This window comes from Streptomyces sp. NPDC048442 (assembly GCF_040651475.1).
Classification (GTDB): Bacteria; Actinomycetota; Actinomycetes; order Streptomycetales; family Streptomycetaceae; genus Streptomyces.
In genome coordinates this window covers 167,998-185,328 of record NZ_JBEZKB010000020.1, presented here as the reverse complement: position 1 = coordinate 185,328, position 17,331 = coordinate 167,998, and the positions used below count along the sequence as shown (strand labels likewise).

Genomic DNA, 17,331 nt, shown 5'->3' with positions numbered 1-17,331 from the left:
GCGCGGGGCGGGCGGTGACGTTGCCCGCCCCGTTATGCCACGCGCTGTTCGTCCTGGTGGTGGCGCTCAGCGGCGCCGTGCCCTCCCCGAGTCGGGGGCGGGCGGGCGCGCCGGCGGGGCCCCCGGCCCGCCCCCGCCCCCCCCCCCCAGTCGTGGCGGCGCGTCAGTGAGAGGTGCGTGCCGCGCCGCGCAGTCTGCGCTGTGTGCGGCTGACCGGGCCGTCCTGGCCTGTGCCTTCGGAGGCGCCTCGGCCGATGTCCGAGCCTGTGAGTCCGCCCGCATCGTCGCGACCGGTCGCCCCGCCCGCGCGGCCCGTGCGGCGGGCCGCAGGTCCTTCGGTGCGGTGGTGCCGAGCCTCGCCCGGACGTGGCCGAGCAGGTCCGGCGGCGCTCACCGCGCGGTGTGTGAAGTCGCGCGGGACCAGAGTTCTGCATGGACCGCTGTCGCTCTGACGTGCCATCAGCTCATCAGGACCTGCCCGGCGGACCGGGCCACACCGGATGACCTGGCCATTCCCGGTACGGCCGGGTGGGTGAGCGGCTGTTGTTTCCGTACCCGTGGGCAACTCCTGGAAAGCGGGCTGAGGTTGGGGCTCACCACCGGCCCTGCCCGCGCTTCGCCGGATTTGCCGGACCCCGGCCTCACGGGCGGTCTACGGTACGTACACACCGTGTTACCCATCGCGGTCGCCCGTCGCCCGAGGAGGAATCCTGTGCCATCGCCCTGTGACCCCCAGTACGCTCCCGCCGGCGATGTGGGCGCGGCTCTCATGCTGATCGACTCCCGGCTCAAGGGTATTCACAACGGCAAGACCGAGACCGACCCCGAACAGCAGGCGCTGACCGACCAGTTCATCGCCTCCCTGGGGCCCGAGGGGGCGGAGGACGTGCTGGACGGCGCGTGCACCCTCGTCTACATGTTCATGACGTGGCTGCGCAAGGTCCACGAGAACCAGGACAAGGACGTCGTCGAGTACGTGGTGCCCACCCTTGTGGCCGCGCTGCGCATGATGCCCAAGAGCGTCGGCGCCGAGTTCGTCCCCACCATGGCCGGCCTGGTCGTCGCCGCGGGCACCGGCCTGAGCCCCAGCCTCTGGCGCACCCAGTACGGACCGTGGACCGAGAACGAGATGAAGCCTCTGGAAGCCACCGTCTTCCTGCTCGCGGAGCACATCAACCGCATCGCCGACGACCCCGACTTCGCCACCCGCATCATCACCGAAGCGCTGTCCGAACTGGGCGAGGACTGACGTACCACGGTCGTCTTCGACCTCACCCTCACCCTCACCCTCACCCTCGCCCGCCCCAGTGCACCAGGGCAGCCGCGACGACGACGGCTGCCGCGGTGAGCAGCGCCGTGGCGCCCCACAGCGCTGCGGCGCGCGGGGGGTCGGGTTCGGGCGGGCGCAGCGGGACGTGCCCGCAGAGGCAGGTGCGGGGCGGGTCCTGTGGTACGCGTTCGAGCCAGGAGGCGCCGAGGAGTTCGGGGCGGGTGTACGGGTGGGGATGGGCGTGGGGGTGGGTGCGGGGTGCCGGCTCCGCCGGGGGCTCCCGGGCGTCTGCGGCGCGCCCAGGCGGCGGTAAGCGAGTCCGGGCGGGGTTCGGAGGGAGTACCGGAGGGAGTAAGGGAAACGTTTCTTCTTGCTGCATGACCTGTCCAACGACGCTGCCCGGCGTTACGTGTCGGGTTGCGGCCGTTTCTTCGTCGAGCGCGGCGAACTTCGCGACCTTGCCGAACGTCTTCCCGTACCCAACTCCCCCTCCTGGTATGGGTGTTGGCATCCCGGGTCCCTCGCCCGAGGATTGCGTGAAACCCTGTCGCAGCCGTACTACCCGACGGTAACCTGTGGGCTCGATCCGCAGCGTGGGGGAGTGGTATGGGCGCCGTGATGGGATTCGATCCTCTGGTCGAGCACGAGAGGACCCGCGCCGCACTGCGCGCCGCGGTTCCGCGACTGGTTCGGCTGGTGCGTGGTGTCCCTGACCGGGACGCGGCCTCGGGCGTTCCCGTGTGGACGGTGGGCGACGTCGGTGCGCACCTCGCGGCCGTGTATCTCGCCTACGGTTCCGCCGTTTCCGCCGACGGGTCCGTGAAGTGGGACGAGGTGCTGCCGGCGGGCGACATGGCGTTCATCGAGCGGATCACAGCCATGAACGACACGTCCATCGGCCTCATCAGCGGTGCGGAACGCGGTCTTCTGGGCGACTTCCTCACCGGGCGGGCCGAGACGTTCCTGCGGGTGACCGAGGGCCTCGCCCCGGACACCCCCGTCGCCGCGCCCTGGTACGGGCAGGAGGTGACGCTGGCGGCGGTGACCGGTCTGATGCTCAGCGAAAGCCTCGTACACGGCCTGGACATCGCGCGCGGCGCCCGGCTTCCGTGGCCGATCGGACCGGACGAGGCGCGCCTGGTGCTCGGGCAGATTCTGCCCACGGTGATGCCGCTGGCCCTGGACCGGGCGAAGGCGCGGAACGTCCGCATCGCGTTCGACCTCGTGATCAAGGGCGGGCTGCGGCTGGCGGTCGTCGTCGAGGACGGGACGGTGACCGTGACCCGCGACGCCCCGCCACGTGCGTACGACTGCAGGATCACGGCGGCGCCGACCGCCTTCCTGCTGGTCTCCTTCCGCCGTACGCCGATCTGGAAGGCGATCGCAGGCGGCCGGATGCGGGCCGGCGGCCGGCGGCCGTGGCTCGCCATGCAGCTCGGCGAGCTCATCACGACCCCCTGATTCGAACTGCCTCCTGATTCGAGGGGCGGTCTTTGCACTGTCACCGCTCGGGGGTTCGAGTGCTCATCAGGGTGCGTGACCGGGGCCGGATGTGCGCCACCTGGGTGTCGCTGTCGCGTTGGGACTGCTGTGCCGTCGGTGCAGTGACGGTTCTGCAGATTCTGCACTCGGAATTCTCGAAGGGACAGGAAAGTGCTCAGTGGTGTCGGCAGGCTTGAGGTGCCATCTGCCGTGAAGGGGGCCGTGCCCGGCGGACTGGTCGGACGCGGGCGGGAGTTGGGAGCCCTGCGGGCGCTTCTGGAGGAGCACAGGCTGGTGACTGTGGTCGGCGGGGCGGGCGTGGGCAAGAGCGCCCTCGTGGCGGTGACGGCCAGGACGTCGAAGGGGCCGTGGCGGCGCGTGGTGCAGGTGCGCTGGCAGGGCAGTCGGCGCGGCACCCCGGGGGCGCTGGCTGCCGCGGTCTTCGAGGCCGTGACCGGAACACGGCCGGGGCCCGAGCCCGTGGAGGTCCGTGCGCTGGTGGAACGGCTCACAGCCGAGCGAGAGCCTGAGCGCGAACCCAAGCGCGGGCGAGAGCCTGAGCGCGAGCCCGAGTCCAAGCGCATGCCCGAGCGCGAGCCCGAGTCCAAGCGCATGCCCGAGCCCGAGTCCGAGTCCAAGCGCAAGCCCGAGCGCGAGCCCGAGTCCAAGCGCAAGCCCAAGCGCAAGCCCGAGCTCAGGCGCGAGTCCAGGCGCGACTCCAAGCGCAAGCGCGAGCGAGAGCGGCTCGCCGCCGCAGGGGTACTTCTCGTCCTTGACGACATGGACCTGGTTCACAGGGAATGCGTGGGGATGGTGCAGGGGCTGCTGATGGCCGTACCGGGGCTGCGGGTGCTGGTGTCGTCACGGTCCGTCCTCGGGCTCGGCGACGAACAGGTGCTGGAGCTCGCGCCGCTCAGCACGCACGCGCCGGTCGACGGGAGTGTCCACCCGCCGGCGGTCCAGTTGTTCCTGGACCGGGCGCGTGCCCACGCCCACTCCCACGCCCACGACCACCCTCACGCGGCGGGGCTCGGAGACGAATTGGACCTGCCGTCGGTGACGGCGATCTGCCGGTCGCTGGAGGGCTTTCCGCTCGCGATCGAACTGGCCGCCGAGCACCTGGACCGCCATCGAGTGGGTGACCTTGCGAAGCTTCTGGAGCAGGACCAGTGCTGGCTGAGCCGCCCGTGGTCGGGGGTGCGTCGGCACCGCTCGCTGCGGACCGCCGTCGGCGCCAGCTACGTGCTGTGCGACCGGGCGGTACGGATCGTGTGGGGGCGGCTCAGCGTGCTCTCCGGATCCTTCGACGAGTCGACGGCCGTGGTCATGTGCGCGGGCGGCAGCGTTCTCGCGTATCAAGTCCCGGCCTGTCTCGCCCAGTTGGCGTCGATGCACGTGCTGGAGGTGGTGCGTGGACCCGGAGGGCTGCGGGAGCCGCGCTACCGCATGCTGCGCTCCGCACGGGACTTCGGCGCCGAACGGCTGAGGGAGGCCCAGGAGGTCGAGGTGGCCGCGGAACGCCGCGCGCTCCACTACCGGCAGGTTTCGGCGGTCGCGGAAAGCCTGTGGAACAGCGGCTCCCAGACCCGGGCGATGCAGCTCGTACGGGACGAACAGGACGACCTCAGGGCCACGCTGCGGCACGCGCTGCACCACCCCGAGCACGCGGCACTTGCCCTGGAGACGGCCCTCAACCTCTGGTTCTGGTGGGCGGTGCACGGCGGCGCCGAGGAGGGCCGCGACCATCTGCTGCAGCTGTTGCCGCTGTGCCCGACGGACCGCGAACTGGCCGTACGCGGCCTGTGGTTGGCGTCCTGGCTCACCTCGTCCAGCGATCCTCAAGGTGCCCGTGAGCTGCTGGGGCGGGCCTGGCCGAAAGCCGTGCTGGCCGGGGACGACGCGGCGGTCGGCTGGATCGCCCATGTCCAGGGCCTGCTGGCGCTCGGGGAGGGTGAGGTACGGGCAGCCGCCGAGTACTTCGACCAGGCGGCACGTACGGTCCCGGCCCAGGCGTCCGGCGGACCCAGCGCGGTGGTGAGCCTGGCGGCCCTGGCCGTCGCCCGGTCGGACTTCGCGCCGCGCGCCGCACAGCGGGCCGCCCGGCGGGCACTGACCCATCCCGGCGTCCGCAGCGACACCTGGGCCTGCGCACTCGCCCGCTACGCGCAAGCGCTCGTCGACCACCAGCACGGCCGCAGCGGCCGCGCCTGGCGCCGGGCACACCGCGCGCTCGCCTCCCTCGACGGCACGCTGCCCGGCCCCCACGGACCCGCCGCACTGAGCGAGCTGTTCACGGCCATCGAGACCGAGGCCGAGGCCGAAGCCGAAGCCGCGGCCGGAGCGGCGGACGGGGCCGAATCCGCGGCCGCGTCCTGCGCCCCGTCGGTGTTCCTGCCCTCGATGCCGCGCCCGCGCACCGCGCCACCCTTGATCGTCCCGGCCGTGACCGGGACGGTCCAGTAGACCGGCTCGGCAGTTCCCGTACCGCCACACCCCGCACCGGGCTTGCGGACATCGGATTCAGCGGGGGATTCCCAACGACCGTACGAGCTGGGTCACTTCCTCCCGGAAGAGCTTGTCCGGGCTGGTCGTCTGGGAACGCAGGTGGCCGTAGACCTCCAGGGACACCAGGCCGTGCAGGCGCCCCCAGATGCGGAGGGCGAGCGCGACGGCGGCGGGCGGCAGGTCGGGGAAGTCCGGGCGGACCTTGGCGAGGAGCCCGGCGTCGAAGTCGGACCACTCGAACTCGCTGCCCTCATAGAGGAGTTCGGCGTACGGCCAGGCCGCTGCCGCGAGCGCCGTGAGCCCCGTGCAGACCCGGCGGGCAGCCTCGGGGGCGGCGCCTCCGTGAGGGGTGGTGTAGCCGGGAACGGGATCGCCGTAGACGAGGCGGAAGCTCTCGGGGTTGGCCAGGGCCCAGCCCCGGAAGGCGTCGGCCCAGCTCTGGATCCGGACGGCCGCGCCCTCGGCGGAGGCGCTCTCTCAGGCGGCGTCCACGGAGTCGGCCAGCTGGGTGTACACGTCGTGGATGAGCGCGGTGACCAGGTCGTCGCGGCCGCAGGCGGACGAGAAGAGGGAGAACATCACCTGGGCCGGCGTCGACGTCCTGGACGCGGCGAGCATCGTGGCCGTGCTGCCCGGCCTCGACGTGCTCATCAGCACCTACCAGCCCGGCAACGCCGCCAAGGACTTCGAGGACACCGTTCGGCGTTCGATCGCCGACCCCGCGGTCCACTCCACCGCGGCGCGCGCCCTGCTGAAGGCGCTGGAGAGCCACCCGCGGACCCGGCTGATCGTGGTCGGCGGCGCGGGCAGCCTGGAGACAGAGCCCGGACTGGTGCTCGCCGACTCGGACGCGCGCATGCACGCGTCCCTCGACGGGATCGGGGTGCCCCGCGCCTACGCGGCGGCGGCGCGCGGCGCCCGCGACGGACTGAACGTCCTGCGTACCTCCAACCGGCTGTGGACGTACTTCAGCCCCGCCGAGGAGATCGCCCCGGGCGAGCACACCGGCCGCTTCCGTACCGGCGGCGACCAGGTGGTCCGCGACGCGGAGGGCCGCAGCCGCATCTCGGCGGAGGACGCGGCGGTCGCCCTGGTCGACGAGGTGGAGCTGCCGCGGTTCGTACAGCGGCGCTTCACGATCGGATACTGACGGGCGGCGTGCAGCCAGGCAGGCGGGGGCCGTTCAGGCGGCGGGACCGATGGTGACCTTGACGTGTTTCATGATCGGCTGGTCGCTCTGGGTGCTGTAGTCGCCGAGCGCGCACAGGACGTTCATCTCGGGCATGTAGCCGGCCGCGCAGCCGCGCGGGATGTCGTACGGAACCGCGAGGTAGCCGGTGAGGTGCCGCCTGCTGCCGTCCTTCGCGGTGCTCGTGATGTCGACCGGGCCCATGTCGGCGATGCCGCGCTCGCGCATGTCGGCCCGGTTCATGAAGACCAGCGTGCGCAGGTTCTTGATGCCGCGGTAGCGGTCGTTGTCGGAGTAGATGGTGGTGTTCCACTGGTCGTGGGAGCGCATGGTGCCGAGCGCCAGGGTGCCGGCGGCGGGGACGACGTCCGGCAGCGGGGCGCCGGAGAACTCGGCGCGGCCTGACGGGGTGCGGAAGACGAGCTCCCGTGCGGGCTGCTTGATGCGGAAGCCCAGCGGCAGCCGCACCCGGCGGTTGAAGTCCTCGAAGCCGTCCAGCGCGCGGGCCATGGTGTCGCGGATGCGGTCGTAGTCCTCGACGTACCACTCCCAGGGCGTGGCGCTGTCCGGCAGCGCGGCGCGCGCCATCCCGGCGACGATCGCCGGCTCGGAGAGCAGGTGCGGTGAGGCCGGGCGCTTCATGCCGACCGACAGGTGGACCATGCTCATCGAGTCCTCGACGGACGTGCTCTGCACGCCCTTGCGCTGGTGGTCCTTCTCGGTGCGGCCCAGGCACGGCAGGATCAGCGCCCGGCGGCCGTGCACGAGGTGGCTGCGGTTCAGCTTGGTGCTCACCTGGACGGTGAGTTCGCACTTCTCCAGCGCCGCGCAGGTGTACGGGGTGTCGGGGGCCGCCATGGCGAAGTTGCCGCCCATGCCGACGAACACCGTCACGGCGCCCTCGTGCATCGCCCTGATGGTGGCCACGGTGTCCAGGCCGTGCGCACGGGGCGGATCGATGCCGCAGGCCTCGGCGAGGCGTTCCAGGAACTCCTCGCCGGGGCGGTGGTCGATGCCGCAGGTGCGGTTGCCCTGGACGTTGCTGTGTCCGCGTACGGGGGAGGGGCCCGCTCCCTCGCGTCCCAGGTTGCCGCGGAGCAGCAGTACGTTGACGATCTCGCGGACGGTGTCGACGCCGTGCTCGTGCTGGGTGAGGCCCAGGCACCAGCTGATGATGGAGCGGTCGGCCTCGCCGTACACCCGCGCCGCCCCGAGGATGTCGTCGCGGCTCAGCCCCGACTGCCTCTCCAGCTCCTCCCACGGGGTGGCCTCGCACACCGCGCGGTACTCGTCGAAGCCGGTGGTGTGCCGGTCGATGAACTCCCGGTCCAGGGCCCTGGGTTCGGTCACGGACCGTTCCAGGACCGCCTTGGCGATGCCGCGCAGCAGGGCCATGTCGCCGCCGATACGGACCTGGAGATTGAGCGTGCTGGTCCGGGTCGCGTGGAAGGTGGCCATGTCCTTGAAGTCGTGCGGAATGATCGTGCGGGTCGCCGCCGCCTCGACGAGCGGATTGACGTGCACGATCTGGGCACCGCGGTCGTACGCCTCGGCGAGGGCGGTGAGCATCCGGGGCGCGTTGGAGGCGGCGTTGACTCCGAGGATGAACAGCGCGTCGGCCGTCTCCCAGTCCTTGAGGTCGACCGTCCCCTTGCCGGTGCCCAGGGACGCCTGCATGGCCCGGCCGCTGGCCTCGTGACACATGTTGGAACAGTCCGGCAGATTGTTCGTGCCCAGCTCGCGGGCCATCAGCTGATAGAGGAAGGTGGCCTCGTTGCCGAGCCTGCCGGACGTGTAGAACGCCGCTCCGTTCGGATCGTCCAGCGCTCGCAAGGCGGATCCGACCAGCTCGAACGCATCCTGCCAGCCGATCGGGACGTAGTGGTCCGTGGCGGGGTCGTAGACCATCGGCTCGGTCAGCCGGCCCTGGTTCTCCAGGTCGAAGTCGCTCCATCCGGCGAGCTCGGTCACCGAGTGGGCGGCGAAGAACTCGCGGCCGACCCGCTTGCGGGTCATCTCCCATGTGACGTGCTTGATGCCGTTCTCACAGATGTCCAGGTGGAGGCCCTTGGTGTCGTCCGGCCAGGCGCATCCGGGGCAGTCGAACCCCGATTTCTCGTGGTTCATCTTCATGATCGCCCGGGGCCCGTCCAGGGGAAGGGCCCCCTCGCGCGCCATGAACCGGGTCACGCTCTTGGCCGCACCCCAGCCGGCGGCGGGGTGGTGGTACGGGCGGAATTCCGGCCCGTCCTTCTCGTCCTTCTCAGCCTTGTCGGTGCTCATGGCTCTCACCCTTGCCCGGGCCGGGGCCTGCTGCCATTCGAGGCTCGGAGCAGCCCCGGCTGCAGGCCGATCTTCCTGCGGATACCCTGACCCTGCCGCACGCTGTCTGTTTTGTCCGTATTGAGGGTTGTTGGTCCGGCGGGAGTCCCATGGTCACAGCTCAGCCCGTCGTCGGGATGCCCGCCGAGGCGGCCGTCTTTCTGGTGGCCACCGTGCACCCGGGCGGCGAGGCCGTCGTGCGCGAGACGCTCCAGGACCTGGCCGGGCTGGCCCGTTCGGTGGCGTTCCGGTCCCCCGAAGACGGCCTGACCTGCGTCGTCGGTCTCGGGTCCGGGGGCTGGGACCGGCTGGTCGGCGGAGTGCGACCGCGTGACCTGCACCCCTTCCAGCCCTTGCAGGGGCCGCGACACCGGGCCCCCGCCACGCCCGGCGACCTGCTCTTCCACCTGCGCGCCCGGCGGACGGACCTGTGCTTCGAGCTGGCCGCGCTGATCGTGGCGCGGCTGGGCGCGGCTGTGACCGTCGTCGACGAGGTGCACGGCTTCAAGTACTTCGACGGGCGCGACCTGCTCGGCTTCGTCGACGGCAGTGAGAACCCCGAGGGCGGCGCGGCGGCCGACGCCGTGTTCGTCGGTGACGAGGACCCGTCGTTCGAGGGCGGCAGTTACGTGCTGGTGCAGAAGTACCTGCACGACATGGCGGCCTGGGCGTCGCTCACCGCCGAGGAGCAGGAACAGGTCATCGGGCGTACCAAGTCGGCCAACGTGGAACTGTCCGACGACGCCAAGCCCGCGGACTCGCACGTCGCCCTCAACACGATCGTCGACGACGACGGCGCCGAGCAGAAGATCGTCCGCGACAACATGCCGTTCGGCCGGGTCGGCAGCGGCGAGTTCGGCACGTACTTCATCGGGTACGCGCGGACGCCCGCCGTCACCGAGCAGATGCTGCGGAACATGTTCCTCGGCGCGCCGCCGGGCAACACCGACCGCATCCTGGACTTCTCCCGGGCCGTGACCGGTGGCCTCTTCTTCGTCCCCAGCGCGGACCTGCTCGAAGACCTCCCCGACCCGGTCCCCCACTCCGACGGCGTTCCCGCCCCTGAAGACCTCCCCGCCCCGGCCCTCGCTGCCCTCCGTCCCGGAGACTCCCTGGGCATCGGCAGCCTGAAAGGAGTCCCGGCCCCATGACGACCCCCGCCACGAACAACCTGCACCGTGAACTCGCCCCGATCACACCGGCGGCATGGGACGAGATCGAGGAAGAGGCCCGCCGCACGTTCCGGCGCCATGTCGCCGGCCGCCGCGTGGTCGACGTCCCCGACCCGGCAGGACCGGAACTCGCCGCCGCCGGTACGGGGCACGTGTCCGAACTGGCCGCCCCCGCCCCGGGCGTCGACGCCCGGCTGCGCGACTCCCGGCCGATCATCGAACTCCGGGTGCCGTTCACCGTCTCCCGGGCCGCCGTGAACGACGTCGAGCGCGGCGCGAAGGACTCCGACTGGCAGCCCGTGAAGGACGCGGCCCGCACCCTGGCGTACGTCGAGGACCGGACGATCTTCGACGGGTACGGGGCGGCAGCCGTCGAAGGACTGCGCGCGCGGTCCTCGAACCCGGTGCTGCAACTGCCCGCCGAACCACGCGACTACCCCGACGCGGTCAGCCGGGCGCTGACCTCCTTGCGGCTGGCCGGCGTCGACGGTCCGTACGCGCTGCTGCTCGGCGCCGACGCGTACACGGCGGTCAGCGAGACCTCCGACCACGGCTACCCGGTCGCGGCCCACCTTGCGCGGATGGTCGGCACCCCGCCGATCTGGGCGCCGGCCCTGCAGGGCGCCTTCGTCCTGTCCACCCGCGGCGGCGACTTCACCCTGCTCCTCGGCCAGGACGTGGCCATCGGCTACACGGCGCACGACGCGCAGGGCGTCGAGCTGTACCTCCACGAGACGCTGACCTTCCTGACCTACACCGACGAGGCCGTCGTCGTCCTGAACGCCTGAGCCCATGGCCCACCGGCTGCTGCTGTCCGCCCTCCCCCGGCTGGTCGGTTCGTCGTTCGCCGGCGCCCTCGTCGGCGCGGCCGTGGGGCTGCCCACCACGACCCCGCTGGGCGTCCTCGCCGGCATCGCCGCCGCCGAGACGCTCTTCGTCGTGACGGGCTGGTTCGTGCTCAGCCCCATGAGCGCCGCCGACACCCAACGCAACGTACAGCGCGAGGAGTTCCGGCCGGTCGCCGAGGAACTGGCCGTCGTCGGCGCGGCCCTGTGCGGGCTGGTCGCCATCGTGGCCCTGCTGCTGGTCGGCAAGGACCTGGACCGTGCCGCGGCAGGCGCCGCGCTGTGCGGGGTGTTCATGGCGTGGGCGGCCCTGCACCTGATGTACGCCACCCGATACGCGGCCCTCTACTACGCGCCGCCCGAGGGAGGCATCGACTTCCACACCCGGGACCGGCCCCGGTACGTCGACTTCCTGTACTTCAGCTACAACCTCGGCATGACCTACCAGGTCTCCGACACCGACGTCGCCACGTCCGAGCTGCGCGCCGTCGTCCTGCGGCACTGCCTGCTGTCGTACGTGTTCGGCGTCAGCATCCTGGCCACCACCATCAACCTCGTGGCGGGCATCGTCACCGGCTGACGCGCCGGCGAAAGGCTCCCGGGCGCACCGGAGTACGCGCCCGGGCACCTGCCGGCAGCGTCGCGTACAGCACCCCGCCGACCAGCCCCGACAGTACGAAGCTGCAGTCGACGCCGCCCGTGAGGGCGAGCAGCGGGCCCTCGTAGAGCGGGGTCGACACGGCGGCGAGGCCGACGGCGGCGCCCACCGTCCAGGAGAGCGTCGCACCGAGGTGCCAGCCGCCGGTGAACCAGTAAATGCCGCCCCTGGAACGGCGGTTGAAGACCTGGAGCGCCTGGGCGTCGTACTCGCCGCGGCAGCGCACGTAGCCGATCGTGGTGATCACCGCCCAGGGCGTGCCGATCGCGGTGAGCAGCAGCACGAAGGACGTCATCGCGGACTGGGCGTCCCAGACGAAGTGGCCGAGGAAGACGAACGCGGTGGCGACGGCGGCGGCGATCGCGGTGGCCTGCGTGCGGGTGGCGCGGGGCACGATCGCGTCGAGGTCGAGCCCCATCGAGTACAGCATCAGCCCCGCGTTACCCACCGTTCCCGCGGCCGCGGCGAGCAGCAGCGGCAGCAGGTACCAGGTGGGGGAGGCGTCCACCAGCGGGCCCGCGTAGTCGAGGGCGGCGCGGGCGGCGAGTGCGGTGTACGTGCCGAAGAGCTGCGGCAGCAGCAGCCCGGCGAGCAGCCCCAGCCAGGTGGCGGCCAGTACGGGGCGGGTGCCGTGGCGGCGCGGTGAGATGTAACGGGTGTAGTCGCCGAGCAGCGTGATGAAGGCGATGGGGCCGCTGAGCCCGGCGGCGACGGCGGAGAGCAGCCAGGTCGGCCAGAAGGCGCCGAGCAGGTACGGGGTGTCCGGCGGGGCCGCCGTGGTGAGGTCGGGGGCGTAGGCGATCAGGCCGAGTACGAGCAGGGCGGTCATGCCCACCGCGAGGATCTTGCTGAGGCGCAGCAGGAGCCGGTAGCCGTAGACGGCGCCGACCACCGTGCAGGCCGCGAGGGCCGCGTAGGCCAGGGCGTGGGCGGCGCCGCTGTCGGGGAGCCCGGCGAGCCGGGTGAGGGTGCCGACGATGACGTCGCCGCCTATCCACAGAGTCAGCGCGGTGTAGCCGAGGGCGAGCAGCAGCCCGACGACCGAGCCGATGAGCCGTCCCCGCACGCCGAACTGGGCGCCGCTGGAGGTGGAGAGGTTGGTCGCTGTGCGCAGCGAGACCAGGGCGAGCGGGGCGGTGACGGCGACGCCGACGACAGTGCCCGCGACGACCGAGGTGACGGCGGGCCACAGGCCGAGGCCGAAGGAGACGGGCAGCCAGCCGAAGACGATCACGCCCAGGCAGAGGTTCGAGCCGAGCAGGATCGACAGGAGGTCGCGGGGGCTGCTGGTGCGTTCCTCGTCGGGGATGGTGTCGACGCCGTGCTGTTCGAGCAGCCGGGGCGTGGGGGCGGGGGTGTGGTGCTCGCTTTGCATGGGGGAGCTCTCCCGGTCGGCCGGAGGAATATTTGAGTGCTGTTCAAAATGTTCACTTGCCGTGCAAGGGCTTGTAATGCCGCTTGACGCCGCTCAATGTGACGTAGCCGTGGGTTGCACGTCAATGCTTCCGTCCGAGTCGTCTCATGTTTAGAGTGATGTTCTAACCAGTGCGTGGAGGAGTGACGGCGTGCGACTGACCCCGACCGAACGTGACCGGCTGCTGCTTTTCGGAGCGGCGGAACTGGCGCGGGCCCGCAGAGCGCGCGGGCTCCGGCTCAATGTCCCCGAGGCGACCGCCCTGATCGCGGACACCGTCTGCGAGGCGGCGCGGGACGGCCGCCGGCTCGCGGAGGCGATCGAGGCGGCCCGCAGCGTGCTGGGCCCCGACGACGTCCTGCCCGGAGTCGCCGACGTGGTCACCGAGGTCCACGTCGAGGCGGTCTTCGACGACGGCTCACGGCTCGCCGTGGTGAGCGACCCCATAGGCGGCGGCTCACTCGGCGCCGAAGCCCCCGGAGCGCTGCTGCCGGGCCCCGGATACGAAGACCCCGCACCGGCCGTACACCTCACCGTGCACAACACGGCCGCGGTCCCGGTCTCGGTCACCTCGCACTTCCACTTCTTCGAGTCCAACCCCCGGCTGGACTTCCCCCGGGCCGCCGCCTACGGGATGCGGCTCGCCGTGCCAGCGGGGTCCTCGGTCCGCTTCGGTCCCGGCGAGAGCGCCGAGGTGGGCCTGGTCCCGATCGGCGGAAACCGCGTCGCGATCGGCTTCGCGGGCCTGGTGGATGGAGCGCTCGACGCCCCGGGCGCGAAGGAGGAGGCACTGCGCAGAGCGGTGGCCTGCGGCTACCTCGGGGCCACGGAATGACGCGCCGCCCGGCTCCGCCCCGGCCTGTCCCCGCTGCCGCCCCTCCCACCCCCACCCCCACTCCCACCCCGAGTCCGAGTCCGAGTCCGACGGAGGCAACCCGATGAGCCCTGGCATCACCCCCTACGAGTACGCCGCCGTGCACGGGCCCCGGGCCGGGGACCGGGTGCGGCTCGGGGATTCCGGGCTCACCGTGCGGGTGGAGTCGGACTCCCAGCTGCCGGGGGAGGAGTTTCTTGCCGGGTTCGGCAAGACCGCCCGTGACGGACTGCATCTCAAGGCCGCCGCCGTACGCGACACCTGCGACGTGGTGATCAGCAACGTGCTGCTCATCGACGCCGTACAGGGCATCCGCAAGGTGTCCATCGGGATCAGGGAGGGCCGTATCTCCGGTGTCGGGCGGGCCGGCAATCCCGACACCCTCGCCGGCGTCGACGTCGTCGTCGGCACCGGGACCAGCATCGTCTCCGGCGAGGGCCTCATCGCCACCGCGGGCTCCGTCGACACCCACGTACACCTGCTGTCGCCGCGCATCATGGAGGTGTCGCTCGCCAGCGGCGTGACGACGGTCATCGGGCAGGAGTTCGGCCCCGTGTGGGGCGTCGGCGTCAACTCGCCCTGGGCGCTGCGCCACGCCTTCAGCGCCTTCGACGCCTGGCCCGTCAACATCGGCTTCCTCGCCCGGGGTTCGTCCTCGGACGGCGCGCCCCTGGTGGAGGCGCTGGCGGAGGGCGGGGCATCCGGTTTTAAGGTGCACGAGGACATGGGCGCCCACACCCGCGCCCTGGACACCGCCCTGCGGGTCGCCGAGGAGCACGACGTCCAAGTCGCCCTGCACAGCGACGGGCTGAACGAGTGCCTGACCGTCGAGGACACCCTGAAGGTGCTGGAAGGCCGCACCATCCACGCCTTCCACATCGAGGGCTGCGGCGGCGGACACGTACCCAACGTCCTGAAGATGGCGGGCGTGCCGAATGTGATCGGTTCGTCCACCAACCCCACGCTGCCGTTCGGCAGGGACGCGGTCGCCGAGCACTACGGGATGATCGTCTCGGTACATGACCTGAAGACCGATCTGCCGGGCGACGCCGCCATGGCGCGCGACCGCATCCGCGCCGGGACCATGGGTGCGGAGGACGTACTGCACGACCTCGGGGCGATCGGGATCACCTCGTCGGACGCCCAGGGCATGGGCCGGGCGGGCGAGACCGTGCGCCGCACCTTCCAGCTCGCAGGGAAGATGAAGGCCGAGCGCGGCGCCGAGGGCGACGACGACAACGCCCGCGTCCTGCGCTACATGGCCAAGCTCACCATCAACCCGGCGATCGCGCACGGCCTCGCCCACGAGATCGGCTCCGTCGAGGTCGGCAAGATGGCCGACATCGTGCTGTGGCGGCCCGACTCCTTCGGTGCGAAGCCGCAGTTGGTGCTGAAGTCCGGCTTCCCGGCGTACGGAGTGACCGGCGATCCGAACGCCGCCACCGACACCTGCGAACCCCTCGTCCTCGGCCCCCTGTTCGGCGCCCACGGCGCGGCCCCCGCCGACCTCTCGGTGGCCTTCGTCGCCCAGGCGGCCCTGGACCAGGGCAACGACACGATGCCCACCCGCCGCCGCCGGGTCGCGGTCCGCCACACCCGGGGCATCGGCCCCGCCGACCTGCTCCTCAACTCCCGTACCGGCTCCGTCGACGTCGATGGCCGCACCGGCCTCGTCACCCTCGACGGCGACCCGCTGCGCTCGGAGCCCTCGGACTCCGTCTCGCTCAACCGCCTGTACTTCCTCTGAGCCCGTCCCGCGACACCCCTTAAGGACCACCATGTTCCGTATGCCCGCCGAGTGGGACCCGCACGAGCGCACCTGGATGGCCTGGCCGGGCCCCAACACCACCTTCGCCGACCCGGCGGAACTCGCCGAGTCCCGCGCCGCCTGGGCCGCCGTGGCCCGTGCGGTGCGCCGCTTCGAACCCGTCACCATGGTCGTGGGCCCCGGCCAGGCCGACAGCGCCGCCGCCCTCCTCGGCCCCGGCGTCGACCTCGTCGAACGCGACCTCGACGACGCCTGGATGCGTGACATCGGGCCCACCTTCGTCACCGACGAAGAGGGTCAACTGGCTGCTGTGGACTGGGTGTTCAACGGCTGGGGCGCCCAGGAGTGGGCCTCCTGGGAGCACGACTCGAAGATCGCCGCACACATCGCGGACCTCGCCTCCGTACCCGTACACCGCTCCCGGCTCGTCAACGAGGGCGGCGGCCTCCAGGTCGACGGCGAAGGCACCGTCCTGCTCACCGAGACCGTCCAGCTCGGCCCCGAGCGCAACCCCGGCTGGACCAGGGAACAGGTCGAGGCCGAGGTCCACGCCCAACTCGGCACCACCAAGGCCATCTGGCTGCCGCGCGGCCTGACCGGCGACTACCCTCCCCCAAGTTCTCGACTTCGCTCGAACAGGGGGGACCCCCTCCACAGTTACGGCACCCTCGGCCATGTCGACATCGTCGCCGCCTTCGCCGCACCCGGCGTGGTCCTCGTCCACTCCCAGCCCGACCCGGCCCACCCCGACCACGAGCTGTGCAAGGGCATCGCCGCCCTGCTGCGCGCCGAGACGGACGCCAAGGGCCGCCCGCTGGAAGTGATCGAGGTCCGAGCCCCCGAAGGCCTCAAGGACGAGGACGGCCACTGGGTCGACCACTCGTACATCAACCACTACCTCTGCAACGGCGGCGTCGTCCTGTGCGCCTTCGACGACCCCCGCGACGAGGAGGCCGCCGCACTCTTCCGCCGGCTCTTCCCCGACCGGGAGGTCACCCTCGTCGACGCCCGCACGATCTTCGCGGGCGGGGGAGGCATCCACTGCATCACCCAGCAGCAGCCCGCTCACGGCCGGTCCGCCCCCCGTCCGAAGCCGGTCGCGTAGAGCGCATCAGGTAGAACGTACGGGTGAAGGAAGCTCCCGCCCCCCGCCGCCGCAAGACCGCCCCGCCCCGCGAGACCGTGCTCGCCGCCGCCATGGCCGCCATCGCCGACGACGGCCTGGAGAAGCTGACCATGGCCGGTCTCGGGCGGGAGGTCGGCATGAGCAGCGGTCATCTCCTCTACTACTTCCACTCCAAGGACGAGCTGCTGCTGCGGACCCTGGAGTGGAGCGAGGAGCAGCTCGGGGTGGAACGGCGCTCCGCGCTGGCCCGCCAGGTGCCGGTGCGGGAACGGCTCGACGCCTTCGTGCAGCTGTACGTGCCGCAGGCGCCGCGCGACCCGCACTGGACGCTCTGGCTGGAGCTGTGGAACCGGGTGCGGGCCATAGACGACGAGGCCCGCGGCCGGCTCCTGGACATCGAGCTGTCCTGGCACCGCGACCTGGTGGCGCTGCTCGTAGAGGGCGCGTCGCGCGGTGAGCTGCGGGCGGTGGACGCGGAGCGCATCGCGACCCGGATCAGGGCGCTGCTCGACGGATTCAGCACCCATGTGGCGATGGGCCTGCCCGGCTCCGACCGGGAGCAGGTCCTCGCCCACATCGGCGACTTCTTCGACGAGACCCTCAGCTGATCCCGACGGGGCCTCAGCTGACTTCGACGGGACGCGCTGCGGATCTCGACGGGACCCTCAGCTGACTTCGACGGGACCTCTGCGGTTTTCGACGAGAC

Annotated in this window: 14 protein-coding genes; 11 read left to right on the top strand and 3 right to left on the bottom strand. The window is 71.7% G+C overall.

Annotation, left to right across the window (positions count from 1 at the left end; genetic code table 11):
• Positions 1-712 precede the first annotated feature (712 nt).
• The 3 genes from AB0D18_RS27505 (at position 713) to AB0D18_RS27495 (ending at position 5,215) form a co-directional block, all read left to right on the top strand.
• Positions 713-1,249: a hypothetical protein gene (locus AB0D18_RS27505; protein ID WP_362423967.1), complete on the top strand. Its 537-nt coding sequence runs from the start codon at positions 713-715 to the stop codon at positions 1,247-1,249.
• 639 nt (positions 1,250-1,888) lie between these two features.
• Positions 1,889-2,731, top strand: coding sequence for a maleylpyruvate isomerase N-terminal domain-containing protein (locus AB0D18_RS27500; RefSeq protein ID WP_362423964.1), 843 nt, complete (start codon positions 1,889-1,891; stop codon positions 2,729-2,731).
• A 231-nt stretch (positions 2,732-2,962) separates the two neighbouring features.
• Positions 2,963-5,215 (top strand): AAA family ATPase, encoded by a 2,253-nt coding sequence (locus tag AB0D18_RS27495; RefSeq protein WP_362423961.1) that lies wholly within the window; start codon positions 2,963-2,965, stop codon positions 5,213-5,215.
• A 57-nt stretch (positions 5,216-5,272) separates the two neighbouring features.
• Here AB0D18_RS27495 and AB0D18_RS27490 read toward each other — a convergent pair whose 3' ends face one another.
• The gene (locus AB0D18_RS27490) at positions 5,273-5,701 is read right to left on the bottom strand and encodes a TetR-like C-terminal domain-containing protein (RefSeq protein ID WP_362423981.1); all 429 of its coding nucleotides are present in this window, start codon (positions 5,699-5,701) and stop codon (positions 5,273-5,275) included.
• A 79-nt stretch (positions 5,702-5,780) separates the two neighbouring features.
• On the opposite strand from AB0D18_RS27490, the gene AB0D18_RS27485 reads away from it, so the two are divergent.
• Positions 5,781-6,407, top strand: a complete 627-nt coding sequence (locus AB0D18_RS27485; protein WP_362423959.1) for an NAD(P)H-binding protein — start codon at positions 5,781-5,783, stop codon at positions 6,405-6,407.
• Between the two features lie 33 nt (positions 6,408-6,440).
• Here AB0D18_RS27485 and AB0D18_RS27480 read toward each other — a convergent pair whose 3' ends face one another.
• On the bottom strand, positions 6,441-8,729 hold the full coding sequence (locus tag AB0D18_RS27480; RefSeq protein WP_362423956.1) for an FdhF/YdeP family oxidoreductase: 2,289 nt from the start codon (positions 8,727-8,729) through the stop codon (positions 6,441-6,443).
• Positions 8,730-8,878: 149 nt separating this feature from the next.
• Here AB0D18_RS27480 and AB0D18_RS27475 point away from each other — a divergent pair, with 149 nt between their 5' ends.
• From AB0D18_RS27475 to AB0D18_RS27465, 3 genes are read left to right on the top strand one after another with little or no spacing between them, the layout of a single operon-like run.
• Positions 8,879-9,919, top strand: a complete 1,041-nt coding sequence (locus AB0D18_RS27475; protein WP_362423953.1) for a Dyp-type peroxidase — start codon at positions 8,879-8,881, stop codon at positions 9,917-9,919.
• Positions 9,916-10,728, top strand: coding sequence for a family 1 encapsulin nanocompartment shell protein (locus AB0D18_RS27470; protein ID WP_362423950.1), 813 nt, complete (start codon positions 9,916-9,918; stop codon positions 10,726-10,728). The genes AB0D18_RS27475 and AB0D18_RS27470 overlap by 4 nt, the downstream gene beginning before the upstream one ends.
• 4 nt (positions 10,729-10,732) lie before the next feature.
• Positions 10,733-11,365: a DUF1345 domain-containing protein gene (locus AB0D18_RS27465; protein WP_362423947.1), complete on the top strand. Its 633-nt coding sequence runs from the start codon at positions 10,733-10,735 to the stop codon at positions 11,363-11,365.
• Here AB0D18_RS27465 and AB0D18_RS27460 read toward each other — a convergent pair.
• Positions 11,355-12,818 (bottom strand): cytosine permease, encoded by a 1,464-nt coding sequence (locus AB0D18_RS27460; protein ID WP_362423944.1) that lies wholly within the window; start codon positions 12,816-12,818, stop codon positions 11,355-11,357. The genes AB0D18_RS27465 and AB0D18_RS27460 overlap by 11 nt on opposite strands.
• A gap of 190 nt (positions 12,819-13,008) precedes the next feature.
• On the opposite strand from AB0D18_RS27460, the gene ureA reads away from it, so the two are divergent.
• The 4 genes from ureA to AB0D18_RS27440 all read left to right on the top strand — a co-directional run bounded on the left by ureA (position 13,009) and on the right by AB0D18_RS27440 (position 17,233).
• Complete coding sequence (ureA, locus tag AB0D18_RS27455; protein ID WP_362423941.1) at positions 13,009-13,692, top strand: urease subunit gamma; 684 nt, start codon at positions 13,009-13,011, stop codon at positions 13,690-13,692.
• A gap of 103 nt (positions 13,693-13,795) precedes the next feature.
• Positions 13,796-15,478 (top strand): urease subunit alpha, encoded by a 1,683-nt coding sequence (locus AB0D18_RS27450; protein WP_362423939.1) that lies wholly within the window; start codon positions 13,796-13,798, stop codon positions 15,476-15,478.
• Between the two features lie 31 nt (positions 15,479-15,509).
• The gene (locus tag AB0D18_RS27445) at positions 15,510-16,604 is read left to right on the top strand and encodes an agmatine deiminase family protein (protein WP_362423936.1); all 1,095 of its coding nucleotides are present in this window, start codon (positions 15,510-15,512) and stop codon (positions 16,602-16,604) included.
• Between the two features lie 92 nt (positions 16,605-16,696).
• Positions 16,697-17,233: a TetR/AcrR family transcriptional regulator gene (locus AB0D18_RS27440; RefSeq protein ID WP_362423978.1), complete on the top strand. Its 537-nt coding sequence runs from the start codon at positions 16,697-16,699 to the stop codon at positions 17,231-17,233.
• Positions 17,234-17,331 lie beyond the last annotated feature (98 nt).

Excerpts from the sequence above, each read along its gene's own strand:
- AB0D18_RS27500 (WP_362423964.1), top strand. The coding sequence starts at position 1,889 with ATGGGATTCGATCCTCTGGTCGAGCACGAGAGGACCCGCGCCGCACTG.
- AB0D18_RS27460 (WP_362423944.1), bottom strand. The coding sequence starts at position 12,818 with ATGCAAAGCGAGCACCACACCCCCGCCCCCACGCCCCGGCTGCTCGAA.
- AB0D18_RS27480 (WP_362423956.1), bottom strand. The coding sequence starts at position 8,729 with ATGAGCACCGACAAGGCTGAGAAGGACGAGAAGGACGGGCCGGAATTC.
- AB0D18_RS27470 (WP_362423950.1), top strand. The coding sequence starts at position 9,916 with ATGACGACCCCCGCCACGAACAACCTGCACCGTGAACTCGCCCCGATC.
- AB0D18_RS27440 (WP_362423978.1), top strand. The coding sequence starts at position 16,697 with ATGGCCGCCATCGCCGACGACGGCCTGGAGAAGCTGACCATGGCCGGT.
- AB0D18_RS27445 (WP_362423936.1), top strand. The coding sequence starts at position 15,510 with ATGTTCCGTATGCCCGCCGAGTGGGACCCGCACGAGCGCACCTGGATG.
- AB0D18_RS27465 (WP_362423947.1), top strand. The coding sequence starts at position 10,733 with ATGGCCCACCGGCTGCTGCTGTCCGCCCTCCCCCGGCTGGTCGGTTCG.
- AB0D18_RS27475 (WP_362423953.1), top strand. The coding sequence starts at position 8,879 with ATGGTCACAGCTCAGCCCGTCGTCGGGATGCCCGCCGAGGCGGCCGTC.
- AB0D18_RS27485 (WP_362423959.1), top strand. The coding sequence starts at position 5,781 with ATGAGCGCGGTGACCAGGTCGTCGCGGCCGCAGGCGGACGAGAAGAGG.
- AB0D18_RS27450 (WP_362423939.1), top strand. The coding sequence starts at position 13,796 with ATGAGCCCTGGCATCACCCCCTACGAGTACGCCGCCGTGCACGGGCCC.